This is a genomic window from Bacillus cereus group sp. N11 (assembly GCF_016483605.1).
GTDB lineage: Bacteria > Bacillota > Bacilli > Bacillales > Bacillaceae_G > Bacillus_A > Bacillus_A toyonensis.
The window spans coordinates 343,467-369,117 of sequence record NZ_JAEHBN010000002.1 but is presented as its reverse complement, the minus strand read 5'-3'; the positions used below and the strand labels follow the sequence as shown (position 1 = coordinate 369,117).

Here is a 25,651-nt window from a genome sequence, read left to right as displayed (position 1 = left end):
TCTATTTCTTTACTAACGTTTTCTTTTCTGGTTCCTTAATCCAGCTCATCATTTCACGAAGCTCTGTTCCTACTTTTTCTAACTGATGATTTTGTTCTGCTTTTTTCATCGCGTTGTATGTTGGACGACCTGCTTGGTTTTCTAAAATCCATTTTTTCGCGAATTCACCTTGCTGAATTTCTGTAAGTACTCGTTTCATCTCTTTCTTCGTTTCATCTGTAACAATTCTTGATCCTGTTACATAATCTCCAAACTCTGCCGTATCTGAAATAGAATGGCGCATGTTCGTTAATCCACCTTCGTACATTAAATCAACAATTAACTTTAATTCATGCAAACATTCAAAGTATGCAATTTCAGGACGATATCCGCCTTCCGTTAACGTTTCAAAACCAGCTTTTACAAGTGCAGTTACTCCGCCGCAAAGCACAGCTTGCTCACCGAATAAGTCTGTCTCTGTTTCTTCCTGGAATGTCGTTTCAATTACACCTGCACGTGTACAACCTACACCTTTTGCATATGCAAGAGCTACATGTAATGCCGTGCCGGTTGCATCTTGATGCACTGCAACTAATGCCGGAACACCATTTCCTTCTTGGAATACACGGCGAACGAGATGACCTGGGCTTTTTGGTGCGACCATCGCTACGTCTACGTAACTTGGCGGATTAATTTGTCCGAAGTGAATATTAAATCCATGTGAGAAAAGTAACATTTGCCCTTCACGAAGATTCTCTTCTACTTCTGTTCTATAAACATGTGCTTGTTGTTCATCCGGCAATAACATTTGTACAACTTGTGCGGTTCGAACCGCTTCTGAAACGGACATTACTTCAAACCCATCAGCTTTCGCTACTTCATATGACTTACCAGGACGAACGCCAACTACAACTTCCACACCAGAATCACGTAAATTTTGTGCTTGGGCATGACCTTGAGATCCATATCCGACTACCGCAACTGCCTTCCCTTGTAATAACTCTACTTTTGCATCTTGCTCATAATACGTTTTCATATTCCATACACTCCTTATAATTTGTTTACTTGTAGTACATTGATTAATTTTTTCAGCTGACTGATGAGTAATGTTGCTTCTTGTTCTGTACAAACTGTTGTTAACTCCATTTCATTTTCATTTAAATTTAATGAAGAAATATAATAACCACGCCGAGCAAAAATTCCACTTATGCGTAATAAGACGTTTGGGTCGTTATGGATAACTAGTGAAAAAGTATGACTCATTCTTCCCACCTCTTCATCATCATTTCATTATTCCCTTTGTTTGGCGGAACCATCGGAAATACGTTTTCACCTTCTTCTACACAAAAATCAACTACGACAGGACCTTTGTGCGCAAAAGCTTCTAACATCACTTTTTTCGCCTCTGTTGCATTTGTTGCTCTTAGCCCCCTCACTCCATATGCTTCTGCTACTTTTACAAAATCAGGTGATCCAATTTTTGATTCTGATAAACGATTCTCATAAAACATTTCTTGCCATTGCCTTACCATCCCTAAAAATTTGTTGTTTATTATAAATACTTTTACAGGTATGTTATTTTCTGCAATTGTTTGCAGTTCTTGAATATTCATTTGAAAAGAAGCATCGCCCGCAATACAGATGACAAGTTCTTCTTCTTTAGCAAGCTGGGCACCAATAGCTGCTGGGAAACCAAATCCCATTGTTCCTAATCCACCTGAGGTAAGAAAAGTACGAGGTTTTCTCGCTTTATAGAAGTGAGCAGCCCACATTTGATGCTGTCCTACTTCTGTCGTGACAATTGCTTCACCATTCGTTAATTCACTTATTAAATCAATCACATGCTGTGGTTTTAAATTGGATTCTTTTTGTTTATAGGAAAGAGGATATTCTTCTTTCCATTTCCTCACTTTTTGAAGCCATTCATCTGCTTGTGTATACATAGGCATATGTAACAGCATGTGTAACGCTTTTTTCACATCCCCTACAATCGGATGCTCTACAGCTATATTTTTATGGAACTCCGAAGGATCAATATCAATGTGTACCTTTGTCGAATGTGGAGAAAAAAGTTCTAATTTTCCTGTTACGCGATCATCAAAGCGAACACCTAAAGCAAGTAGTAAGTCACATTCTGTTACTGCCATATTTGCAGCGTACGTACCATGCATACCGAGCATTCCTAAAAACAATGGATCTCCCGGCGGATATGCACCTAGTCCCATTAAAGTTGAAACGACTGGAATACGATTCTCTCTTGCAAACTTGATGAGTTCTTCAGATCCACCTGAATGAATGACGCCTCCTCCAATATATAGAAGGGGACGCTTTGCTTTTGAAATTGCTTTAGCCACCTTTCTCAGTTTCATACTGTCTGGTACAAATTCCGGTTTATATCCTAGAATGTTAACTTCTTCATTAAAGAAACTTGTCACATTTGCATTTTGAATATCTTTTGGAATATCAATTAATACCGGTCCCGGTCGCCCACTATTAGCGATGTAAAAAGCTTCTTGCACGATACGTGATAAGTGATTTACTTCACGAACTTGGTAATTATGCTTCGTAACAGATACAGTAATTCCGACAACATCAGCTTCTTGAAATCCATCTTTACCAATTAAAGGCGTTGCAACTTGCCCTGTAATAACTACTAAAGGAATCGAATCCATATAAGCATCTGCTAAGCCCGTAACTAAATTCGTCGCTCCTGGTCCAGAGGTAGCAAAGACTACCCCGACCTTTCCAGAAGCTCTCGCATACCCTTCAGCCGCATGAATGGCAGCTTGCTCATGACGAGTTAAAACGTGCTTCAATCCACTTCCATATAACGCATCGTATACTGGCAAAATCGCTCCGCCTGGATAACCGAAAACAGTCGTTACACCTAATTTTTTCAAGCATTGAATAACGTGTCCGGCACCTGTCACTTCTTCGCACTGTAATTTCTCACATGTTGTATACTGTTCCTCCATTTCGATTAACTCCTCTCCCTTTCTACGCTAAACTTTCCGCCAGTCCTGGAACACGTACTCCTCTTTCTCTCGTCAATTTTTTAAACTCTTCAGTTAATCGTTTCGTTACACTTCCTGGTTTCCCATCTCCAATTTCTCTAGAATCAACTTTTACAACTGGAATTAACTCTGCTGCCGTTCCTGTTAAAAACACTTCATCTGCTACATATACGTCATGGCGAGTAAATGGCCTTTCCTCACACGAGATATTAAGACGCTCACATAACTCGATAACACTATTTCTCGTAATACCTTCTAGCGCCCCTAAATACGAAGGAGGTGTTAGCACTTTTCCATCTTTCACAATGAAAACATTATCTCCAGACCCTTCACAAACATATCCTTGTTGGTTAAGCATAAGCGCCTCGAGTACGCCTGCTTGCGCTGCTTCAATTTTTACAAGTACATTATTTAAATAGTTCATTGACTTAATACGTGGATCTAATGCATCTGGCGTATTACGTCTTGATGCTACAGATACAACGCTTAGTCCATTATCATAAAATTCCTGAGGGAATAACTTTAATTGTTCTGCAATAATAATTACGCTCGGTTTCACGCAACTCCTCGGGTCAAGCCCTAAATCCCCTTTTCCTCTTGAAACAATTAATCTAATGTAGGCATCAGCGTATTCATTTTTTGAAGTGTCTGTAAAACGGCTTCTTCCATTTCTTCTACCGGCATTGGAATCGTCAGTAAAATAGATTTCGCCGATTCATATAATCGTTTCACATGTTCTTTTAGACAAAATACATTTCCTCCGTAACTACGAATCCCTTCAAATACACCGTCTCCATATAAAAAACCGTGATCATATACTGAAACAACTGCCTTTTCTTTTTCTACAAATTCCCCATTCATATAAATGTACTGGTTACCCATCTCACATCGCTCCTCTTTTTTTCTCTCTATTTTTGCAATCTATTTCTACATCGATTGCTGAGATGAGTATTTTAACAGAATATTCAGTATACAAACCTTAAAAATATACTCATCTCAACAATCGATTACGTACATACTTGTAGCAACCCATTGCTGAGACGAGGGAATCGTGGTACCACTCAGCTTCCTTACACTTCTCACGAAATATAAGCTTTGCAAGTCCAATTAGACTTTTGTTTTTCTATCGGAAACAATTCCGCTACTTTTTACTAGTTTTCAAAAGTAGTGCTCCGAGGTGATCTTCAATGATTCGATTGTTACTACCCTCACAGCCTTGGGGCAGCTCTCTGAAACAATCTATATCATTTACTCTCCTCTTCCACGCATTCTTTTATTCTATTTTTATAAAAGAAAAACTCTCGCCTCAGCAATCAACTACTACAACTTAGTAGCTTTGATTGCTGAGGCGAGAGTTTCGCGTTACCACTCAGCTTCCTTATACTTCTCGCGAAATATAAGCTCTGTAGGTCCAATCAGACCCCCGTCCTTTTACCGGAGACGATGCCGCCGCCCTCTACTCAGTTTCCCTTTCGCAAGCGATGCTCCGAGGTGATCTTCAATGATTCGATTGCTACTACTCTCACAGCCTAGGAGTAGCTCTCTGAAACGATCATAATCATCTACTTTCCTCTTCTTTGCATATACAACATATAAAGTTAGAAAATTCTTAATTAACTTTTATTTGTTACACGTATTATAGGACGTTGTTCTTTTCATTGTCAACATGTTTTTAGAAAAAAATAAAATTCATTCTATTTACTAGAAATCTATTTATTTTTTCTCAAAACAAAATCGGAATGAACTTCTTACACATACTCATATATTACTTAAGTATGTTCGCATTACTACATAAAGAAAAACTACTGACAAACATATAAAATTTATGGGGAGATGAGAAAAATATGTTAAAAGGAAAAGTGGCATTAGTTACAGGAGCAAGCCGAGGAATTGGACGTGCTATTGCTAAACGTTTAGCAAATGACGGTGCATTGGTTGCTGTTCATTACGGTAATCGAAAAGATGACGCTGAAGAAACTGTTCATGAAATTCGATCAAATGGTGGCCAAGCTTTTTCTATCGGCGCAAATTTAGAATCCTTACACGGTGTAGAAAACCTTTATAACGCTTTAGATACTGAATTACAAAAGCGCACTGGTGAAACACAATTTGATATTTTAATAAACAATGCCGGCATTGGTCCTGGTGCTTTTATTGAAGAAACAACTGAACAATTTTTTGATAGAATTGTTTCAGTAAATGCAAAAGCACCATTCTTTATCATTCAACAAGCACTGCCACGTTTACGTGACAATAGCCGAATTATTAATATTTCATCCGCTGCGACCCGCATTTCTTTACCTGATTTCGTTGCATATAGTATGACGAAAGGCGCTATTAATACAATGACTTTTACGCTAGCAAAACAGCTTGGAGCACGAGGAATAACGGTGAATGCAATACTTCCAGGATTTATTAAAACAGATATGAATGCAGAACTCTTGAGCGACCCGATGATGAAGCAGTACGCTACTACTATTTCCGCTTTCAATCGCTTAGGTGAAGTAGAAGACATTGCCGATACTGCTGCATTTCTCGCTTCTCCAGACAGCCGCTGGGTTACTGGACAATTAATTGATGTGAGTGGAGGATCTTGTTTATAAAAAACATATATTTTCAAATCTTTTTTATTGCGCAATAAAACAATTTATATAATACTATATAAAACATATACATTTAGGAGGATTACAACAATGTCCGAAAAAACATACGAACTCGCAACCTTCGCAGGCGGTTGCTTTTGGTGCATGGTAAAGCCATTTGATGAACTTCCTGGTATTCATAAAGTGCTTTCTGGCTATGCAGGTGGTCATGTAGAAAACCCAACATATGAACAAGTAAAAGCTGGTACATCTGGTCATTTAGAAGTTGTACAAATTACATTCGATCCTTCTATTTTTCCATATGAAAAATTGCTAAATTTATATTGGCCACAAATCGATCCAACTGATGATGGCGGACAATTCTTTGATCGTGGTCCATCTTATCGCACCGCTATTTTTTATCATAACGAAACGCAAAAAGAGCTTGCTGAAAAATCAAAACAAGCTCTTACTGAAAGCGGAATGTTTAAAGATCCAATCGTAACTGAAATTCGCCCGGCTGCACCTTTTTTTGAAGCAGAGGAATACCACCAACATTTCTATAAAAAGAACCCAGAGAAATATGCTACTGAGCAAAAAGAATCTGGCCGTGCAGACTTTATAAAAGAAAATTGGCAAAAAAAATAATAAAAATGCATCGTACTCTCTTTTCAAAGTGCGATGCGTTTTTATCTTTGAAAAAAGTACAATACAATGATGAGAACAACCGCTGTTAATGTCCAAAGTGCTATTTCATTTTTCACTCTACTCTTTTTCTTAGTCATTTCCTCTCCTCCTAATAGCAATACAACATATTCAAGATTTCCTCTGTTTAATTGTCCACCTTATATACGTGAATACATCCTTACAAATTCTTATAACAAGACCACCGACGATTCCGATTGCAATTGAAATTACTAACATCTGTACAAAACTAAGAGTAGTTGTGTATGTTATGTAGATAACAATGCATACAAGTAAAACATCCGGTAAAGAAAGCAAAAACTTTTTAAGCATTTCTTCAACTCTCCTATGCTTTATTTATTTGTTCTACTGTAGCTTTGAAATAAAGTTTGTTCAAAAATTCCATTTAGACCCTCATTTTACGGAAAAATAAAAAGAACCCCTTTTTAAAAGGATTCTTTTTCAGCAAATTTAATTTTGATTATTTTTTTACATATCCCATTCCATAATTACTCCTAAAATAGAATAATATTACTAGTGATTTGTTACGAATTAACTATTTGCCAGGCAATCGGATGTTACACCAGCTACTTACGTCGCATTGACCATATGTATTATCACCTACTGCTACCACCGTGCCATCTAATTTCAGACCGACCGTATGCGCACAACCCGCCGCTATCGCTACAATATCACGCCAATCGCTTACATTACATTGACCATACTCATTCCAGCCGACTGCCACCACGGTACCGTCTGATTTAAGTCCGATTGTATGATTCGTACCAGCTGCTATTGCCATAATATCTTTCCAGCCGCCTACATCGCATTGACCAAGTTTATTATTACCCACTGCCATCACTTTTCCATCCGATTTCAAACCAACAGTATGAAGATAACCTGCCGCCAACTCCACCATACCACACCATCCACTTACATCGCATTGGCCATATCGATTATTCCCCACAGTGGTCACTGTGCCGTCCAATTTAAGACCGATTGTATGCCAGTCACCCGCCGTGACCGCCACAATATCACGCCAGCTACTTACATTGCATTCTCCTTCTTTATTTCGTCCCACCACTATTACTGTGCCATCCGGTTTTAGGCCAAAGGTACGACGCCACCCTGCCGCAACCGCTACAACATTATACCAATCGTGTACATCACATTGTTCATGCTTATTCCAACCCACAGCTACCACAGTACTGTCACATGCAAGACCGATTGTATGTGCATTACCCGTGTTCGTCGCCATATGAACATTACCCGCTGCGACTGCTTCAATATCACACCAGCTGCTTACATTGCATTCTCCTTCTTTATTTCGCCCCACTGCTACTACCGTGCCATCCAATTTAAGAGCAACGGTATGACCACGACCTGCCGCTATCGTATCTTTAGGCCACCGTTTCGCTTTTAACATTTCTTCTTTCGGTGAAATGTAATTCATGTTTTTCCTCCTTGCATATAAGCAACTGTATCCAAATAGATATTTTTATCTAATTTCATTATAAATGCCCCAACTTTTTTTATAAATTTACAGCTACAAAAGAAGCCTATTATTACTTCTTCAAAAAATAAAAACCTCCAGTTTAAATACTAGAGGTTCCTTCTTTATTTCTTCAATCGTTCAATAAAATCGTTCAATTTATCAAGTGATTTCATATTCTGATTACAAGCTACACCATCTTTGCAAATATAGTTTCCCTTTTTAACGAAAGTTCCTGGTACATCACCTTTAATTTCCACTAAAAACATTCCTACTTCTTCATGCCCATGACATAATGAACAAATGCTTTTTTTATTTAAACTTTGAAAAGTTCCTTGCAGACCAACAAACTTATTCTTATCATTTTTCGCTATAATAAATTTCCTACTGGATCCTTTATCAATCCAGCTTAAATAAGATAATTCTTTCATATCCAGTTCTTCCATATCAGGAAGTTTTAACTTTTTCGCCTTAGGAAATAATTTTTTTAATGTTTGCGCTGTAACTTCCTGAAACGGAATGACATACGGATTTATTTTCATTAAAAACGATTCTGCATCTTCTCTATTTTGAACTGTTAATACCGTATCGATTAACTCTTTCTGTTCATCCGTTAAATTCTCAAATACATGTATTATCTTTTCAATTGCAAGTGATTTTAACGCTTGAATTACTCCTCTATCATTTGCCGTTGCATGCCCGTTTGCTAAAATATAAGCTTGTGATTTTATAAAATTATATTGATCACTTCTAATAAACGCTTCCATCTTTATCACTCCATACAAATTGTTGATCTAGTTTTATTGTATACAATGATTCAGTTTTTTGATATGTAAAAGATAACTTAGAAACAAACATTACATACATCGCCTATTCTCTACCGCTGCATTTCCTGACAAAAGAAACCATCGTCTGTTTTCCATTCTGCATATAATACGTCTTCAAATTTAGTAATTCCTTTTTGCTTTATTTGTTTATAAAGCCATCCTTCATCAAAACCTGCTTCCCTCAAATTATCCTTAACTACTTTCCCATCACTAATTAATGAAATCGGTAAGTATACAGGCTTATGTTTTAAACTTAAGTCATTTATAGTAGGAGATTCATATTTACTTTTTTTCAATACACTTATGTTTCCGTTAGGTTCCAATATCATATACTCAACTTCTCGAATTGAAAATATATCTTTTTGTTGCCTAAGCATTTGCTGTAATTGGTTAATATCCAAATGATTTGAACTTAGTTGTTCCCGGTCAATATATCCATTACGGATAATGATTGACGGAGAGCCTTCAAAAAAACTTCTCGTTCCTCTAAATTTTTGTGTTATTACTTCTATTGTATAAATTAACACTACCCATACAAGTACAGCATATAAAATAGACCATACTTTTATTTCCGGATCATATATAGTATTTCCAACCAATTCTCCGAGAACAATGGCAGAAATAAAATCAAAAGGTGTTAGCTGCGATATTTGTGTTTTACCTAATATTTTAGTAGCAATTAATAAAACAAAAAAACCAACAAAAAGTTCTATCGTTATTTGTCCAAGATGATTCATATATGTTCACCTTTCTGCTTTTCACTCAAATGCTATGTATCCAATTTAGTAAAAAACGGCACATTATCGCTATTATCATGTCCATTCACATCCAATAAATACAAAACAAAAAGAGTCTGATTCAAAATAATATTTGAACCAGACTCTTTCCTTTTTTTCACTTAGAATACACAATCTTTTTAATCGTTTCTCCGGAAAGAAAATATTCTTCTGCAAGTTGATGAATAGCAATTCCGCTTTTAAATGCTGCTTTAATCGCGTTATTTCTTTCATCTAATTGTTTTCTTCCTCCAGATCGTGTACCCCATTTATAATGTTTCGTTTCTTGTTTTGGAATGTAAATTGTTTCACCTTGTATATACTTTTGAATTTCAGCAATTAAACTTTCTGGTAAAACTGCCGCAGCTTTTACGTATTTCATCTCTGCTCGCCCCTTATTTTTATGATTCATTTCAATAAGGTGCAAAGCCAAATATAAAAAATGATACGAGCTCATTTAGGCGATTGTATATTACTTGTCTACCTCACGCAAAGTATCGCCATTTCCATACTTGGCTTTGCATGAGACGCTGCAGTGTCTGGCAATTGAATTATAATCGCCATATAAACACCTCCTAATATACCTTTTGCATTTTATTATATGATAAATTTCCTCTCCTTGCATCTTCATGCTTTTTCAGCAATAAATAATTAATTTTGATATAATACTTTTTATTGAATCAAAAATCATTGTGAGGTTACATTATGAAGAAAAAAATTATCATTACAATCGTTACGCTATTCTTTATTATCATAGCATTATTCGGAACGTACAAATTAATGAACGCAAGAAACTTTCAATTATTTGGAAATCTAACAAATCACATAGAAACTAATGAAAAAGTGATCGCTTTAACTTTTGATGATGGTCCTACTAACAATGTAAAACAAATATTACCGTTACTGGATAAATACAATGCAAAAGCTACTTTCTTTGTTATCGGAAACGAATTAGAACACAATTTACCATTAGGAAAAGCAATTGTTCAATCAGGTCATCAACTTGGAAACCATACGTATTCTCATAACAGAATGGTTTTTAAAACACCTTCTTTTATTAAAGAAGAAATTGAAAAGACGAATTCGTTCATCCGCCAAACAGGATTTACAGACGAAATTGATTTTAGACCCCCTAACGGAAAAAAATTAATTGGGCTACCCTATTATTTAAATAAAAATAATATTGAAACGATTACGTGGGATCTTGAGCCTGATACTTTTTATAAATCTACAGCTGATAAAATTGACTACGTTAATAAAAATGTAAAACCAGGTTCTATCATTTTATTACACCCTATGTATGATAAATCTAATAAAAATTTACAGACCATTGAAGGTATTTTAGACTCTTTATCTAAAGAGGGATATCAATTCGTCACAGTAAATGAACTGCAAAAAAGAGCAAAATAAGGTGAAACTTTAATCAGTGGGGGGGTGCCCATCCCCCACTTAACTTCTTCGCTTTCGCTGAGTTTTGAGGTGGGGGTCTTACTGCCCGGCAAATAAAAGGATAAAAAAGGTAGCGTATCATATAACGATACGCTACCTTTTTGTTAAATAATTCCAAGTGCATTTAGGAATACGATAATAATCGCAATTGGTGCGATATAGCGAAGTAAGAATAACCATAATACGAATAGTTTATAGCCTTTATTTTTACTTACACCAAGCTCTTTCATTAATACATCTTTCTTCATTTTTAAAGGAACAAAGATAGAAACTAATAGAACACCAAGCGGCATTAATACGTTACTAACTGCATAGTCCGATAAATCAAAAATAGTCTTTCCAAAAATCTTCAGATCACTTAATATACCAAATGATAATGCTGATGGTACTCCAACAACGAAGATTAATAATCCAACGATTAAAGCCATTTTTTCACGTTTCCCTTTACCTTTTGCAGTTAAAGATGCAACGCTAATTTCTAACATCGAAATTGCTGATGTAATAGTAGCAAAGAAGAATAGTAATAAGAAAACGATGAAGAATAATTTTCCGAACGCCATTTTACTGAAAATAGCTGGCAATACGATAAACAATAATCCTGGTCCTTGAGATGGTTCCATTCCAAATGCGAATACAACCGGGAATATCGCAAGTCCTGCAAGTAATGTAATAACGAGCGTTAAAGCTACAATAGAAAATGCTGAACGCGGTAAACTTTCTTCTTTCGGTAAGTATGAGCTATACGTTACCATAACGGCTACACCGACAGATAATGAGAAGAACGATTGCCCCATCGCATATAAAATAATTTCTGACGTTACGTTTGAGAAATCAGGTTGTAAGAAGAAGCGAACTCCTTCACCAGCACCGTCTAATGTAAGTGCACGAACAATTAAGACAAAGAATAAAACGAATAGTGCTGGCATGAAATATTTATTTACTTTTTCAACACCATTTTGTACACCTTTACTTACGATGAAAATAGTAATAAGGATGAATAATAGTTGTGATCCGACTGCTAAATACGGATTGGAAATGATTTCACCGAACGTAGCTTCGTACGCCCCATTTCCTTCCCACAGTCTACCTGTAATTGCATTCCATAAATATAATAAAATCCATCCTCCTACAACACTGTAGAAAGAAAGTAATATGAAACATGTTACAATTCCTAATTTACCTAACCACGGCCATAACGTTTTCGGTGCGATTTCTCTATACGCATCAACGGCCTCTTTTTGTGTACTTCTCCCAATAACGAATTCGGCTAATAATAGCGGTAAACCAATTAATAATGTGAAACCGATGAAAATAAGGAAGAATGCGCCGCCTCCTCCGATGCCGGCCATATATGGGAATTTCCAAATCGCCCCAAGACCAATTGCTGAACCTGCTGCAGCTAATACGAAACCTAATTTCGATGTCCATTGCTGTGAATTCATCTGTTAATCTCCTCTCTTTATCTTTTTCTGTTTTATAATTTGGTATTTATATTGTTCTATCAATACTTTTTTCTAATACGTTCACTTCCTCCCTAATAAAAAAACGTCCCTACGTAAATACGTAGGGACGACAAAAATATCGCGGTACCACCCTAGTTATGAAGATACAACAAAAGTAAGACCTAAATAAAAACGTCCCTACGTAAATACGTAGGGACGATAAAATATCGCGGTACCACCCTAGTTATGAAGCCACAGCAAAGTTAGGACCTAAATAAAAAACGTCCCTACGTAAATACGTAGGGACGATAAATATCGCGGTACCACCCTAGTTGTGAAAAAATCTTCACCACTTTATTTGATAACGGTATAAACTACCGTCTTCCATTTCCTCATAATGTGAGATTTATGAAAGATGCTCCAGGACGAACTTCATGAATAATCTATATACTGATTCACACCAACCATCAGCTCTCTGAAATAGGGAGATTTTCATTACTATACCCTTTCATTGCCCAAATATTATTTTCCGAATTGATTACTATCATTTTTATCACACATTAAAAATAGTGTCAACTTATATTTTAAGTTTTTATGTCTTATATTCTATTTAAAAATTTGAAATATGACTTTTGTATGAATAGTATTTGAACTTATATGGTTTATACTGTATTAACTTCTCTAACAGGTTTATAGTAGTATACGGTAAAGTGAAACTTTAATCAGCGGAGGATGCCCCACTGATTAAAGTTTCACCAATTTTGCGTTTACTCGTAGTAGCAGGGCTCCCACTTAACTTCTTTCTCCAGCCTCATTTTGAGGTAGGAGTCTTACTGCCCTCAAATAGCGAGATACATGCAAGGCAACATGAGTAGGAGGAACAAATTTTGTCTACTTCAAAAGTTTTAAAAGGTACTGCTTTACTAAGCGGCGCAACAATGATTTCACGTATTTTAGGTTTTATATATTTCTTCCCTTTTCAATTATTAGTTGGAACACAAGGGGTCGCTTTATACGGATATGCATATACTTGGTATGGTATTTTATTAAGCTTTTCAACTGCCGGTATTCCTATTGCCGTCTCCAAATTTGTTGCAAAACATAATGCACTCGGTGATTATAGTACAAGTAAAAAATTGTATAGCTCGAGCATAAAATTAATGCTATTTATGGGCTTTTTAGGATTTTTAATTTTATTTATTGGAGCGCCTTACATATCACAATTTATTATTCGCTCTAAAACGCCAAATCCACAATTTATCGCTGACGTAACACTTACAATGCGGGCATTAAGTTTCGCACTTATTATCGTACCGGCTATGAGTGTTACACGCGGCTATTTCCAAGGTTTTCAACATATGAAACCAAGTGCTGTTTCTCAAGTCGTAGAACAAATCGCACGCGTTGTTTTCATTTTAGTTGGTAGCTTCATCGTTTCCAAAATATTTGGAGGTTCCGTAGCCTCTTCTGTTGCTGTTGCTACATTCGGTGCTGTTATCGGGGCACTTGCCAGCGCCTCTATTTTAATGCTGTACTGGAAAAAGTATAACGGATTAAAGCCTCCTGAAGGTGAATTAAAGTCAAGGGCATCCGATATTCCATTACGAAATATTTATATGGAATTACTTCGATATGCAATCCCAATTGTATTTGTGGGTATTGCAATTCCACTCTATACGTTAGTAGATCAATATACCGTAGCTGATGTCCTTAGAGCGATGGGAGAGCCTTTAGAAACCGCGAATGCAGTTTTCGCTTATATAACGAACTATGCACAAAAGTTAATTATGATTCCGGCTTCACTTGCAACTGGATTCTCATTAACAATTATTCCGGCTATAACGAAATCATTTACAAGCGGAAAACTAGAAGAATTACAAGAACAAATTTCGAAGATATTCCAAGTATTGTTATTCTTCACTATCCCAGCTGCATTTGGTCTTGCTAGCATCGCTTACGATGCATTCCGAATGATTTATGTAGATCCTAAAATTGCACTTGATGGATCACAATATTTAATTTCATTTGCACCTTCTGCTATATTAGGTGCGATTTTCACAGTTTCTGCAGCTATATTACAAGGCATTGATTATCAAAGAAAAACAATGATTGCATTCTCAATCGGTATTCTTGTGAAGATTGTAGTAAACATACCACTTTTACACTTATTCGGTGGACACGGTGCTGTACTTGGAACAATTCTCGGATACCTCGTTTCGAATATTATTATGTTGTATTGCATCATTAAGTTTGCGAAATTTAAAATTGGTGAAACGGTGAAAACAGTATTTCTTATTACGATATACTCCGCAGCAATGTCTGCTGTTGTAATTGCATTAAAAGCAATTATAAGCTGGATTATTCCTGGCCAATCTTATATCGAATCACTGCTCATTGTATTTATATGTGGTGCGGCAGGAGGGCTTGTTTACCTTTTATTCGTATTAACGAGTGGACTCGCTTCACATATTCTTGGTAATCGTATTCAACGTTTACCTGTACTAAGAAAATTAGTAAAATAAAAAAACAAAAGATGTAACTCGTTGTTACATCTTTTGTTTTTACTTTGCATATTGAATGCGTTTTTGTTGCTCCGCAATATTTAATTCTGGAGTATATTGTTTTACTAAATGTAATACCTCTCCCATTAACAATTCTAACTCTTTCACACTATTCTCTGGATGTCCTATTAAAATATTCGCCATACGCTCATATAAATTTTCAGGCTTAATCCCCATTCGTTCCACATTATATGGCATCCATTTAAATGCAGGATGATGCACGTACATGCGGTTCAGACCAAATAAGACTCCAAATATATTTCTTTGAACTTCACAAATAACATCATATAGCATAAGCCAATCTTTTCGTTTTAAAAGAGCCTCTCGATTATGCCAACGATTGCTTAAACAAAGGTTTTCTACAATCATTTTTTGCGCCAATTCTTCTGGATACGCTTCAACTCTATCTTTTAGAGTATGTACTTTCACTTCTCCATACAAACTCACACCATCATGAATGGATGATACAATACATTGTTTCTCATAATTGATATCATACTGCTCTACAACTTCTGAAATAATTTTTTCTACGGTCACTGTTAAAAAATTACTAATCTCTAGTTTAATTCCTTCTTTCGTCAAATACGTCTCCGACCATTCTTCTTCCTCGTAAGGATAATATGATGAAATTTTTCCACCAATATGATTAATAGGTTCTTTACGATCCTCATCCTCTGGTGGTTCCGACCATAAAATATGTAATTCAATATCTGAATGTTCATCCTCTAATTTTCTAGCTACTGAACCTGCTAAAATAATAGCTTCGATTTTCGGGTTTTTTCTATAAATCTCCGACATTTCTATCGCTTTCTCTCTTAATCCCATTTCATTCCCCCCTAAAACTGCAGTACTCCCCTTACTCTTCATTTATCTATTTCGATATTGCATATTATATTACCTTTTCAAATTCACACTTAATCAAATTTCTACCCAATAACGCTGAACAATTTCACCAGTATGAGAAGAAACTACCTCATTTTCTAACACACCGCCAACCTTTTGAATCGTTTTAGCAGAACCGATATTGGATTTATCACAAGTTATTAATACTTTCTGCAATCCTAATTTTTGCGCTTCAGCTAATGCAAGCTTTAGTTGTTTCGTAGCGTAACCGTGGCGACGTTTATTCGGATGGACACTATATCCAATATGGCCGCTTTCCCTTAATAATTCTGGATTTAATCTATGTCTAATATTCACAAAACCTATAAGTTCCCCTTTTTCAAAACTTAAAAACTGACTAGATGGCACTCGATTCGCTTGTAAGTTTTCTCCTACTTCTTGTATACTCACTTTTTCAAACCATTCAGCTAGGGAATCAAAATTTTGTAAAGAGCTACTACCGTGTGGTTGTTCTCCTGCATGTAAAAAAGCCTCCCGATACTCTATAATTTGTTCACTATATTCATGCGTTGGTTTTAATAGTTTCATCGTGCTTTCCCCCTCTTAACCCCCTAAAACAAACCCCTTAATAGCTCTATTTCACCATTAAGGGGTTTCTATCATTTTTATTCAAATAACCCCATACTCAAATAACGTTCACCAGTATCAGGTGCAATACATAAAATTTTTTTACCAGCGCCTAGGCGCTTCGCTATCATAATTGCTGCGTACACAGAAGCTCCTGAAGACGGCCCTACTAATAAGCCTTCTTGTCTAGCTAAGTTTCTCATTGTCGTTAAAGCCTCTTCGTCTGCAATTTGAATAATTTCGTTATACACTTCTGTATTTAAGTTTTTCGGAATAAATCCTGGGCTTGTTCCTACTAGTTTATGAGGACCTGGTACACCACCTGATAAAACGGGAGATCCTTTCGGTTCCACTACTGCAATATATAAGTTTGGTAATTTCTCTTTTAACGTTTCACCAGTCCCTGTAATCGTTCCGCCTGTTCCTGCCGTTGCAACAAAAGCATCAAGCTCTCCATCCATTTGTTCGTAAATTTCAAGTGCAGTCGTATAACGGTGAATATTCGGATTAGCTGGATTTTCAAATTGTTGCGGGATAAAACTATTCGGTATTTGTTTTTGCAGTTCTAACGCCTTTGCAATCGCTCCTGGCATTCTTTGTTCTGCTGGTGTTAAAACTACTTCTGCCCCGTATGCTTTCAATAAATTAATACGCTCTTTTGACATATTGTCTGGCATAATTAAAATCGCTTTATACCCTTTAGCAGCTGCGTTCATCGCTAAACCAATTCCTGTATTCCCACTTGTCGGTTCAATAATTGTATCCCCTGGTTTAATGAGACCATTTTCTTCTGCAACATGAAGTAAATTATAAGCAGCACGGTCTTTCACACTACGTGATGGGTTAAACATTTCTAGTTTCACATACACATCCGCTGCGTCTTCCGGAATAAATTTAGATAATCGGACGACAGGTGTATCTCCTATTAATTCTGTTACGTTTTCACATAATTTCATAGTGCATCCCCTATTCTATCGTTTTCTTATCACTTGGTAATAACCATGAAGTAAGTCCAATTAACGGTAAACAACTACATAATATCATAATGAACTGAAGGCTATATATATCAGCTAATTTCCCAAGAACTACAGCACCTAATGCCCCAAGTCCAAACGCAAGACCTACGATTAATCCTGACACCATTCCCACTTTTCCAGGTACAAGCTCTTGCGCGTATACAACAATTACACTAAAACTACTTGAACTAATAAAACCGATACATAAAAATAAAGGTACGACCCACACAAGTGAGACATGTGGTAATAACAGTGCAAGTGGCGCTGAACCTAACATTGAAAATACGATGATGTTTTTCTTACCAAATCGATCTGCTAACGGTCCTCCGAAGAAAGTTCCTAACACACCAGCAATCATAAATGCGAATACGAAATACTGCGCATTTTTTATAGATAAACCGTAATGCTCAATTAAGTAAAATTGATAGAAATTCCCGATACCGGCACCGTACCAAGAGCGCACAAAAGTAAGAAAAACAAGAAGTATAATAACGAATTTAATGTGTGTACTTACAATTGCATTTTCCGCCTCAAGCGCAGCTCTCTTCTTCCTTCTTACAGCGCCGGTTGCTAATTCATTTTTGTACCAATTCGATACGAAAATTAATAATATAATTCCTACTGCTGCAAATGCTGTAAAACCTAAAGAACCAATTTGACCAAGCGGAACGAAAATTAGCGCTGTAAAAATGGGAGCTAAGGAATTCCCCGTGTTTCCCCCAACTTGATAAATCGCTTGCGCTAACCCTCGTTTTGCACCTGCCGCCATATACGCAACACGAGCGCCTTCTGGATGAAAGACTGCAGAACCTAAGCCAATAAATAAAACAGAAATAATAACAACTATAAAGTTCGGCGCAAATGCGAGTCCAATCATCCCAAGCATACTTGAAAACATGCCGAGTGGTAATAAAAATGGTGACGGCTTCTTATCTGAATACATACCAAACACCGGTTGCATAATCGATGACGTCATATTTAACGCAAATGCAATCCACCCTACTTGCATATAGGATAAATTCATCGTTTTTTCCAAAATAGGAAACAACGCCGGCACAACTGCTTGCATTGAATCATTTAAAAAATGTCCAAAGCTTATCGCAAATAATATTCGATATATTGTCGGTGTTTCTACTGTGTTTTTTTGCGAAACTGCCTGCATATGTGAATCTCCCCTTTCTGTACAAAATATTTATTTATTAAAGTAGGTGTAATAAATTCTGACTTTTGAAACATTTCTATTCTATACTGCTTTCATTTCTTTTTCCAGAAATATAACTTAACTTCCGTCATTGGCTTGCATCCTTGTAACTTTCAGCGGCAAAACATTACAGAAAAAGGCAACCCAATCACATACTGGGTTGCCTCTCAAATTAAATCGCAAAACGCTTATACTTTTCGTAATCACTCGTCTTACATTCTAGTTCAATTTTTGTACCTTCGTTTTCATAACTCGTAGATAAAACGTGCGCATGATTGTTGAAATAAGAAACTACCTGTCCTTGATCATACGGAATTAACATTTCACACTTCGTATACTCTTTATAAATATACGAGCGAATCATTTCTACAAGCTCTTCAATTCCAACATGCTTCTTCGCAGATAAATACACGCGGTCTTCTTGTACTTTTGGAATTTCAACATCTATCATATCTGATTTGTTATATGCATATATCGTTGGAATATTTTCTACTCCAATTTTCTTTAACGTTTCATTTGTAATATCAATTAATTGTTCATAATTTGGATTTGCGTAATCTACAACGTGAATAAGTAAGTCTGCTTCTGCTACTTCTTCTAACGTTGAACGAAACGCTTTCACAAGATGATGTGGTAATTTACTTACAAATCCAACCGTATCCGTTAATAAAAATGATTTATTATCTGGTAAATCAATATTTCGTACAGATGTTTCTAATGTCGCGAATAACATATCTTTTTCAAATACTTGTTTTTCTTCCGTGCCATTATAAATTTCCAGCATTGCATTCATCGTCGTTGATTTTCCTGCGTTTGTATAGCCTACTAATGCTACAACTGGTACTGCATTTTTCTTACGTTGCTTTCGCTGCGTTTGACGCTGAGCAACAAGCGCTTCTAAATCTTTATTTAAAACTGAAATTTGCTCTTCAATTTTACGACGGTCTAACTCTAATTTTTTCTCACCGACACCTTTATTTTTCGTACCAACGCCTCCGCTCTGTCTTCCTAATGATTCACGAAGACCGATTAAACGAGGCATCATATACTGAAGATGCGCTACTTCTACTTGCAGCTGCGCTTCTTTCGTTTTCGCACGTTGCGCAAAAATATCTAAAATTAAAATGGTACGATCAATAACTTTACAGTCTAAATCTTCCTCTAAATTTCGAATTTGTGAAGGAGATAATTCGTCATTAAAGATTACCATATTCGCATCTACTTCATTTACATAGGCTGCTACTTCTTCAATCTTTCCTTTTCCAATATAATGTGATGGGTTTACTCGTTGTAAATTTTGCGTCACTTGCCCGATTACCTCTACATCACAAGCTTCTGCAAGATTCGTTAACTCTTCCATAGAATATACAAAATCATCTTCATTTCCTAAATTCACTCCAACTAAAACTGCTCTTTGTAATAATTCTTCCATATATTTATTCCTCCATTTCGATTACGTAAAATAAAAAACACAGGTCGCTGCCTGTGTTTTCGTAAACGGATAAGGGTTCACCAAAGAAATAGAAGAAAGTTATACTTCCATCCTATCTCATAGTCAATAAGTCTCAAGATCATATACGAATCCACAACAAGTGTTCACCTATACGATCCCAATCTAATTTTAAAGGCAAAACAAAAAGAGGGCGTATTCGTCCCTCCCTCTTTTTCACATATAAGCTTAATAAAGGGTTCCTTTAAAATAGGCAGACCAATCCCGTTCACTCTGTACACAGACAGAGCCTTTGAGCGCTATTCAATTATTGGCACAAAGTATTGAGACGTAATCTGATTAAGATCAAAGGAAGCCCCTCCGTTCATTTTAAGTTATATAAAGTGTAGCATAAGTAATTCGCTTTCACAAGGTTACCCCCCCTATAGAAACAGAAAGAAAATCTTTATATTTTTACTTTAATCGTCATTTTTTGCGTGTTCTTCTCACAAAAAAACTAACAACAGCAATGATCAATAGCAGACCTATGGATATGATAGCAACTTGCCACCAACTGAAACCACTCACCATTCCACCTTTTAAATTCACTTTCTTCGTCGGAACAGACTCTTTTGCAATATGACTTAAAGCCGCTTTGTCCACCCCTGCCTCATCCAATCTCTTCGTTCCACTACAACTATGTGTGTGTAATTGTTTTTCTGATCCCCTTTGAGAAGAAAACACTAAGTACTCTCCTCCCTCTACAAAGTGAAACACACAATCACCACCATTTGTATATACGATAATTTGCGAAGAAGTTGTCCCTTTCCATATTTTCTTCACTTCAAATAATACTTCAATCCCAATCCCTTCTTTCCTTCCAATCTCAATTACTTTCCCCTCAAACACTACATCATTTTTTTGAAATGCATCTTCTGCTGTTACATTAATACAATCACAAGCATGAGATTTCTCTGGAAAAATAATAAGAATAAAGCTACAAATAATGACAACAGGCAACATGCGCAAAATTCTTTTCAAGGAGCCCCACTCCCTTCATTATCAATTTCAAAAGCTTCTCGTATATTATTTTTACGCTACTCGTCAAATTCCTCCAGAGTAAATTAAACAGTATCGTTTCCATACAATAAAAGTCTTTATTGACATTTTTTATAACCTGGTATTAGTATAAGGTTATAAAAATAAGTTAGGAGATGTCCCTATGAATTCTAAATCTCGTATTACCGCAATTGGTACTTATGTTCCAAATCAAATATTGTCTAATAACGATTTAGAAAAAATGGTCCATACGAATGATGAATGGATTGTGCAAAGAACAGGCATGAAAGAAAGAAGAATTGCTAACGAAGACGAATACTCCTCATACTTAGCCATTAAAGCAGTCGAAAATTTGTGTACAACATATAAGAAAAACTTAGAAGATATTGACTGTATCATCGTTGCTACAACTACTGCTGACTATGTTTTTCCTAGTGTCGCTTGCCAAATACAACAATACTTCAACATACCTCATACACTAGCTTTTGATTTAAATGCGACTTGCGCTGGTTTCACATACGGACTGCATGTCGGTAATAGCTTAATCACTTCTGGATCACATCAAAAAGTACTCGTCATAGCGACAGAGACATTATCTAAAGTTACTGATTACACCGATAGAACGACCTGTATTTTGTTCGGTGATGGCGCTGGAGCTATTTTATTAGAAAGAGATGAAAACAAACCAAGCTTTATTGCTGCTCACATGGGAACAAACGGTAACGGTGGTATTCATCTATACAGAACAAACTTATCTACTACTATGAATGGCACACCACTACAAACAAATGAAAAAATCGTTCAAAACGGAAGAGAAGTATATAAATGGGCTGTACGAACAGTACCATACGGCATAAAAGAACTATTACATACTGCAAATTTGCAAATAGATGATATAGACTGGTTCATACCACATAGTGCTAACTTAAGAATGATTGAATCTATTTGCGAAAAATCAAAAATATCTATTCAAAAAACATTAACGAGTGTGGAAGATATGGGGAATACATCTTCCGTCTCTATTCCACTCGCTTTAGATTTAGCTAGAAAAAAAGGAAGATTAAATAACGGAGATACACTTTTGCTATACGGATTTGGCGGTGGACTTACGCATTTAGGGCTTATTGTGGAGTGGGATTTAAGTTAAGTATTGAAAAAGAGGTTCTAATTAGTAACTAGAACCTCTTTCTCATTTAATTTCTCGCCCCTTTTCGAGACCATATCATAATAGGAATAAGCAATAATGCTAGCACTCCTCCCGCTAATGATAATGCGGCATAACTGGAATTCGCTACTATCATACCTGACATCGCTCCACCAGAAGCCCCAGCTAACGCAACAAATACATCTATTTTGCCTTGTGTTTTTGCACGTGTAGAAGGTATAGTTGCATCAACAATTTGAGCTGTGCCACTTATTAAACCGAGGTTCCAACCTAACCCAAGTAAAGACAGAGCAACAATTAATAATAGTAAAGAATCACTCGGCGCCATCGCAGCTATGACACCCGCCGCTAATAAAATTATTCCACCAGCTATACTCATCGTAGTTCGTCCGATTTTATCAATTAACATTCCTGTAACGAGAGACGGAAGATACATTGCACCTACATGAAAACCAATTACAAGCCCTACTGCACTTAAACCATGACCATGATGCCCCATATGAACTGGCGTCATCGTCATAATCGCAACCATCACTATTTGAGTAAGTATCATAACGATTGCTCCAACTGTAATACCTCGTTTGTTTTCTTTCACTTCTTCTGTTACTGGTTGCCCTTTATATGTATGTTCTCGTTTATATGTTTCTATTATGTTAGCAATAATTAATGGATCTGGACGAAGCATAATAAAAAGGATAAGACCCGCCAGTATAAATGCCGCTGCTGATAATATAAACGGACCTGCAAGGTTAGGAATTCCGATTGAATGGGCAAAATCTCCCATTACGCCTACTAAGTTCGGTCCTGCAACTGCACCGAAAGTCGTCATAACCATCGTAATACTAATAGCAGTTGCTCGTTGTCTCTTATCTGCTAAATCGGTACCAGCATAACGAGCTTGTAGATTCGTCGCTGTACCTGCACCATATATGAGTAAAGAGACTAGTAATAAAATAATACTATTTGTTAAAGCAGCCAATACAACTCCAATAGCCCCTAGCCCCCCTACTATAAACCCTGTTGCAAGTCCTATTCGGCGACCATATTTTTGCGATAACTTCCCAACAAAGAAAGCCGCTACCGCAGACCCCATTGTAAACATAGCAGCCGGTAATCCTGCATATGCATCTGTCCCAAGCATTTGCTGCGCAAGAAGTGCACCTACTGTAATTCCAGCAGCTAATCCCGCTCCACCGAACATTTGTGAAATACTTACGATTATTAATGTTCGTTTATATAATTTTTGTTGCTCTTCTTCTGTGTACATACGATTACGTATTGAAGCATCTGCTGTCTCTATCATTTCCTCACCCTCTCTATAAAACTAATACCTCTTGTTAATGTACTATAGAACAACAAAATTCCAAAATTTAAAATGCTACAGTTTATTTATTAATGTAAAGAACCCCACGGTTTATGTTTCGCTCATTACCGAGGGGCTCCCAAAATCACAGGGTAGATCTTCCTATATTTCACATTCAAACTTTCGACTATTTTACAACTACATCTTGATTATTTTCAAAGCCCTCTGCCTTACCTTCTTTCATTTCATAATAATAAGAAGGTAATTCTATACCATGCTCTAAGAAATAATCCTCAATTAATGAAATAATCACTTTCAATGTTTTCAAACGTGCATATAATTTATCATTACTCGCGATAATTTGCCATTTCGCATTTGGCTTATTTGTTTTTTCAAACATTTCTTCCATTACTTCAACATACTCGTCCCATTTTTCACGATTACGCCAATCTTCGTCTGTAATTTTCCATCTCTTCAAAGGATTATTCTCTCTATCTTTAAACCTTTTTAACTGTTCATCTTTGCTAATATGATAGAAGAACTTCCCTATTATGTAATGGTCATCTGTTAATAGTTTTTCAAAATCATTAATCTCATCATATGCTCTCATCCACTCTTCCTTTGTAGCAAATCCTTCCACACGCTCAACTAACACACGACCATACCATGAGCGATCAAAAATAGTAATTTGCCCGTACTGTGGAATTTTGCGCCAGAAACGTTGCAAATAATGGTAACGTTTTTCATGAGGTGCAGGCGCTCCAATTGGAGTTACTTGAAAACCACGCGGGTCAAGATGTTCCGTCACCCGCTTAATTGCCCCACCTTTACCAGCCGCATCCCAACCTTCCATAACGAGCATAACCGCGATTTTTTCTTCTTTTAAAATTTGCTGTAATGCTAATAAGCGCCTTTGATATTTTTCGAGTTTCTTATTGTACTTAGATTTTGATTCAATTTTTTTCGTTAAATCTACTTTAGCAAGATGCCCATTTTCCATAAAACAAATCCCCCTTGTTGTATGATAATATTATTTTAACATATTTTTGGTAAATTTTTCATATTAAAAAAAACTGTGCAGGAAAATCTCTACACAGTTTTTCACTCTAACTTTACATCTACCTCGATATTCCCTTTTCTATTGCTCACAGCTTTCATAAAGAATATAGCAATTAAAACAACTGTAATAACCGTGCCTGCAATCGGAGATATGTTTAGTGGAATGTTAGAAGCGATTTTCACATTTTACAATCGAATGATTGGGGGAATCCCCCTTCTAGTAAAAAATAAGCAAATACTGTAAAGCCAATGATTACTACTGAAAATTATGTAGTTACAACTCCTATTGGTATTGTAAGCAGCGTAACATTTGAACTTTCTCTTACAGAACTGACAATTGAATATATACCTAAAATAAAACTAAGTATCGCAATACTTATATACACAATTACTGCATACCAAGGATTAAAGTCTAATAAGAGTCCAGAAATAACTATATACAAAAATAATAGTTGCAGAAAAACACTGCTCCCCATACTTATTAATATTCTCAACATACGCTTCCCCTTATGTTCACCATTCCTTTTTTTTCATTGCGTTTGATGTGTATTAGCATATGAATCAAATGTAATAATTCTTAACAATCACCCTTACATTAAATGGTATATCCTCTTATAAAGAGAAGATAATAACAAATAAATCCGTTACAGAATGGGAGTTCTCAAAAAATGAAACGAAAAATATTCTTTCTCTTTGTGCTTATTTGTGTAGTACTACCAATGCAAGCTAGCGCTTACACATTTCAATCGCTACCAATTGTGTTAAAGTCTAAACAATGGTATATCGAAATTGATAAATCTCATAACTCAAATGAACAAGTAATCCGGTCAAAACAAGGTGTATATGATACGTATAGTTTACTCGTAAAAAATATCGGTACTGATGTTTCAAATGTATCTGTAGAAATACTTGATAACACGCCTACATCTAAAGCTACCTTTACACCTACTACATCTGATGAAAACATCTCAAAAAGTCATACAAGCTTTGACCACATGGTATTTCCATTAGACTTTAATAGCCATAATTTTAAAGTCGTTATTACTTGGGAAGAAAAGAATTTCTCTTACAATGGTCATCCGGTAAATGAGGGTAAAAAAATGAAACAAACATTTGTATTTAATGAAGACTAAGCCTTATTTT

Annotated in this window: 23 protein-coding genes, 1 pseudogene and 3 other annotated features; of the genes and pseudogenes, 6 read left to right on the top strand and 18 right to left on the bottom strand. The window is 36.1% G+C overall.

Features of this window, described 5'->3' with window-relative positions:
- Nucleotide 1: 1 nt before the first annotated feature.
- The 4 genes and pseudogenes from ilvC to ilvE all read right to left on the bottom strand — a co-directional run bounded on the left by ilvC (nt 2) and on the right by ilvE (nt 3,875).
- Entirely contained in the window at nt 2-1,015 is a 1,014-nt protein-coding gene (ilvC, locus tag JDS98_RS05710; RefSeq protein WP_097959003.1) for a ketol-acid reductoisomerase, read from the bottom strand.
- Between the two features lie 14 nt (nt 1,016-1,029).
- Nucleotides 1,030-1,242, bottom strand: coding sequence for an ACT domain-containing protein (locus JDS98_RS05705; protein ID WP_000019908.1), 213 nt, complete (start codon nt 1,240-1,242; stop codon nt 1,030-1,032).
- The gene (gene ilvB / locus JDS98_RS05700) at nt 1,239-2,954 is read right to left on the bottom strand and encodes an acetolactate synthase large subunit (protein ID WP_097959002.1); all 1,716 of its coding nucleotides are present in this window, start codon (nt 2,952-2,954) and stop codon (nt 1,239-1,241) included. The genes JDS98_RS05705 and ilvB overlap by 4 nt, the downstream gene beginning before the upstream one ends.
- A gap of 22 nt (nt 2,955-2,976) precedes the next feature.
- A pseudogene (gene ilvE / locus JDS98_RS05695) lies at nt 2,977-3,875 on the bottom strand (branched-chain-amino-acid transaminase).
- A gap of 151 nt (nt 3,876-4,026) precedes the next feature.
- Nucleotides 4,027-4,266, bottom strand: a binding site (T-box leader).
- A 68-nt stretch (nt 4,267-4,334) separates the two neighbouring features.
- Nucleotides 4,335-4,580 (bottom strand) — a binding site (T-box leader).
- Between the two features lie 257 nt (nt 4,581-4,837).
- On the opposite strand from ilvE, the gene JDS98_RS05690 reads away from it, so the two are divergent.
- Both JDS98_RS05690 and msrA read left to right on the top strand, forming a co-directional pair.
- Nucleotides 4,838-5,596 (top strand): SDR family oxidoreductase, encoded by a 759-nt coding sequence (locus JDS98_RS05690; protein WP_000911813.1) that lies wholly within the window; start codon nt 4,838-4,840, stop codon nt 5,594-5,596.
- A gap of 90 nt (nt 5,597-5,686) precedes the next feature.
- A complete protein-coding gene (gene msrA, locus JDS98_RS05685; protein WP_097879500.1) occupies nt 5,687-6,223 on the top strand; it encodes a peptide-methionine (S)-S-oxide reductase MsrA in 537 nt (178 codons plus the stop codon).
- 168 nt (nt 6,224-6,391) lie between these two features.
- On the opposite strand, the gene JDS98_RS05680 is transcribed toward msrA, so the two are convergent.
- The 5 genes from JDS98_RS05680 to JDS98_RS05660 form a co-directional block, all read right to left on the bottom strand.
- Nucleotides 6,392-6,592: a hypothetical protein gene (locus JDS98_RS05680; protein WP_000913388.1), complete on the bottom strand. Its 201-nt coding sequence runs from the start codon at nt 6,590-6,592 to the stop codon at nt 6,392-6,394.
- A gap of 223 nt (nt 6,593-6,815) precedes the next feature.
- A complete protein-coding gene (locus tag JDS98_RS05675) occupies nt 6,816-7,712 on the bottom strand; it encodes an RCC1 domain-containing protein (RefSeq protein ID WP_097959000.1) in 897 nt (298 codons plus the stop codon).
- A 164-nt stretch (nt 7,713-7,876) separates the two neighbouring features.
- Nucleotides 7,877-8,518: a FusB/FusC family EF-G-binding protein gene (locus JDS98_RS05670; protein WP_000387067.1), complete on the bottom strand. Its 642-nt coding sequence runs from the start codon at nt 8,516-8,518 to the stop codon at nt 7,877-7,879.
- Nucleotides 8,519-8,628: 110 nt separating this feature from the next.
- Complete coding sequence (locus JDS98_RS05665) at nt 8,629-9,315, bottom strand: DUF421 domain-containing protein (protein WP_001015969.1); 687 nt, start codon at nt 9,313-9,315, stop codon at nt 8,629-8,631.
- Between the two features lie 157 nt (nt 9,316-9,472).
- Nucleotides 9,473-9,736 carry a CD3324 family protein gene (locus JDS98_RS05660; RefSeq protein ID WP_000878303.1) on the bottom strand — a complete coding sequence of 88 codons (264 nt, stop codon included), beginning with the start codon at nt 9,734-9,736 and terminating at the stop codon, nt 9,473-9,475.
- 323 nt (nt 9,737-10,059) lie between these two features.
- On the opposite strand from JDS98_RS05660, the gene JDS98_RS05655 reads away from it, so the two are divergent.
- Complete coding sequence (locus JDS98_RS05655) at nt 10,060-10,764, top strand: polysaccharide deacetylase family protein (protein ID WP_097958999.1); 705 nt, start codon at nt 10,060-10,062, stop codon at nt 10,762-10,764.
- Between the two features lie 143 nt (nt 10,765-10,907).
- On the opposite strand, the gene JDS98_RS05650 is transcribed toward JDS98_RS05655, so the two are convergent.
- A complete protein-coding gene (locus JDS98_RS05650) occupies nt 10,908-12,245 on the bottom strand; it encodes a sodium-dependent transporter (RefSeq protein ID WP_001088191.1) in 1,338 nt (445 codons plus the stop codon).
- A 298-nt stretch (nt 12,246-12,543) separates the two neighbouring features.
- Nucleotides 12,544-12,766, bottom strand: a binding site (T-box leader).
- A 366-nt stretch (nt 12,767-13,132) separates the two neighbouring features.
- On the opposite strand from JDS98_RS05650, the gene JDS98_RS05645 reads away from it, so the two are divergent.
- Complete coding sequence (locus tag JDS98_RS05645; protein ID WP_097958997.1) at nt 13,133-14,767, top strand: putative polysaccharide biosynthesis protein; 1,635 nt, start codon at nt 13,133-13,135, stop codon at nt 14,765-14,767.
- Nucleotides 14,768-14,806: 39 nt separating this feature from the next.
- Here JDS98_RS05645 and JDS98_RS05640 read toward each other — a convergent pair whose 3' ends face one another.
- From JDS98_RS05640 to JDS98_RS05615, 6 genes are all read right to left on the bottom strand, one after another.
- Nucleotides 14,807-15,631: a DUF4037 domain-containing protein gene (locus JDS98_RS05640; RefSeq protein ID WP_199633630.1), complete on the bottom strand. Its 825-nt coding sequence runs from the start codon at nt 15,629-15,631 to the stop codon at nt 14,807-14,809.
- A gap of 93 nt (nt 15,632-15,724) precedes the next feature.
- Nucleotides 15,725-16,237 carry a GNAT family N-acetyltransferase gene (locus tag JDS98_RS05635; protein WP_000771302.1) on the bottom strand — a complete coding sequence of 171 codons (513 nt, stop codon included), beginning with the start codon at nt 16,235-16,237 and terminating at the stop codon, nt 15,725-15,727.
- 77 nt (nt 16,238-16,314) lie between these two features.
- Entirely contained in the window at nt 16,315-17,232 is a 918-nt protein-coding gene (gene cysK / locus JDS98_RS05630) for a cysteine synthase A (protein WP_097958994.1), read from the bottom strand.
- Between the two features lie 10 nt (nt 17,233-17,242).
- Nucleotides 17,243-18,454: an MFS transporter gene (locus JDS98_RS05625; protein WP_001149432.1), complete on the bottom strand. Its 1,212-nt coding sequence runs from the start codon at nt 18,452-18,454 to the stop codon at nt 17,243-17,245.
- 211 nt (nt 18,455-18,665) lie between these two features.
- The gene (gene hflX, locus JDS98_RS05620; protein ID WP_097854264.1) at nt 18,666-19,925 is read right to left on the bottom strand and encodes a GTPase HflX; all 1,260 of its coding nucleotides are present in this window, start codon (nt 19,923-19,925) and stop codon (nt 18,666-18,668) included.
- Between the two features lie 483 nt (nt 19,926-20,408).
- The gene (locus tag JDS98_RS05615) at nt 20,409-20,963 is read right to left on the bottom strand and encodes a hypothetical protein (RefSeq protein WP_000821918.1); all 555 of its coding nucleotides are present in this window, start codon (nt 20,961-20,963) and stop codon (nt 20,409-20,411) included.
- 181 nt (nt 20,964-21,144) lie between these two features.
- Here JDS98_RS05615 and JDS98_RS05610 point away from each other — a divergent pair, with 181 nt between their 5' ends.
- On the top strand, nt 21,145-22,128 hold the full coding sequence (locus JDS98_RS05610; RefSeq protein WP_199633629.1) for a ketoacyl-ACP synthase III: 984 nt from the start codon (nt 21,145-21,147) through the stop codon (nt 22,126-22,128).
- A 46-nt stretch (nt 22,129-22,174) separates the two neighbouring features.
- Here the strand turns inward: JDS98_RS05610 and JDS98_RS05605 are convergent, their stop codons facing one another.
- Nucleotides 22,175-23,449, bottom strand: coding sequence for an MFS transporter (locus JDS98_RS05605; RefSeq protein ID WP_098911494.1), 1,275 nt, complete (start codon nt 23,447-23,449; stop codon nt 22,175-22,177).
- A 187-nt stretch (nt 23,450-23,636) separates the two neighbouring features.
- A complete protein-coding gene (locus JDS98_RS05600) occupies nt 23,637-24,449 on the bottom strand; it encodes a polyphosphate kinase 2 family protein (protein WP_087969970.1) in 813 nt (270 codons plus the stop codon).
- 727 nt (nt 24,450-25,176) lie between these two features.
- On the opposite strand from JDS98_RS05600, the gene JDS98_RS05595 reads away from it, so the two are divergent.
- The gene (locus JDS98_RS05595; protein WP_000823157.1) at nt 25,177-25,641 is read left to right on the top strand and encodes a hypothetical protein; all 465 of its coding nucleotides are present in this window, start codon (nt 25,177-25,179) and stop codon (nt 25,639-25,641) included.
- Nucleotides 25,642-25,651 lie beyond the last annotated feature (10 nt).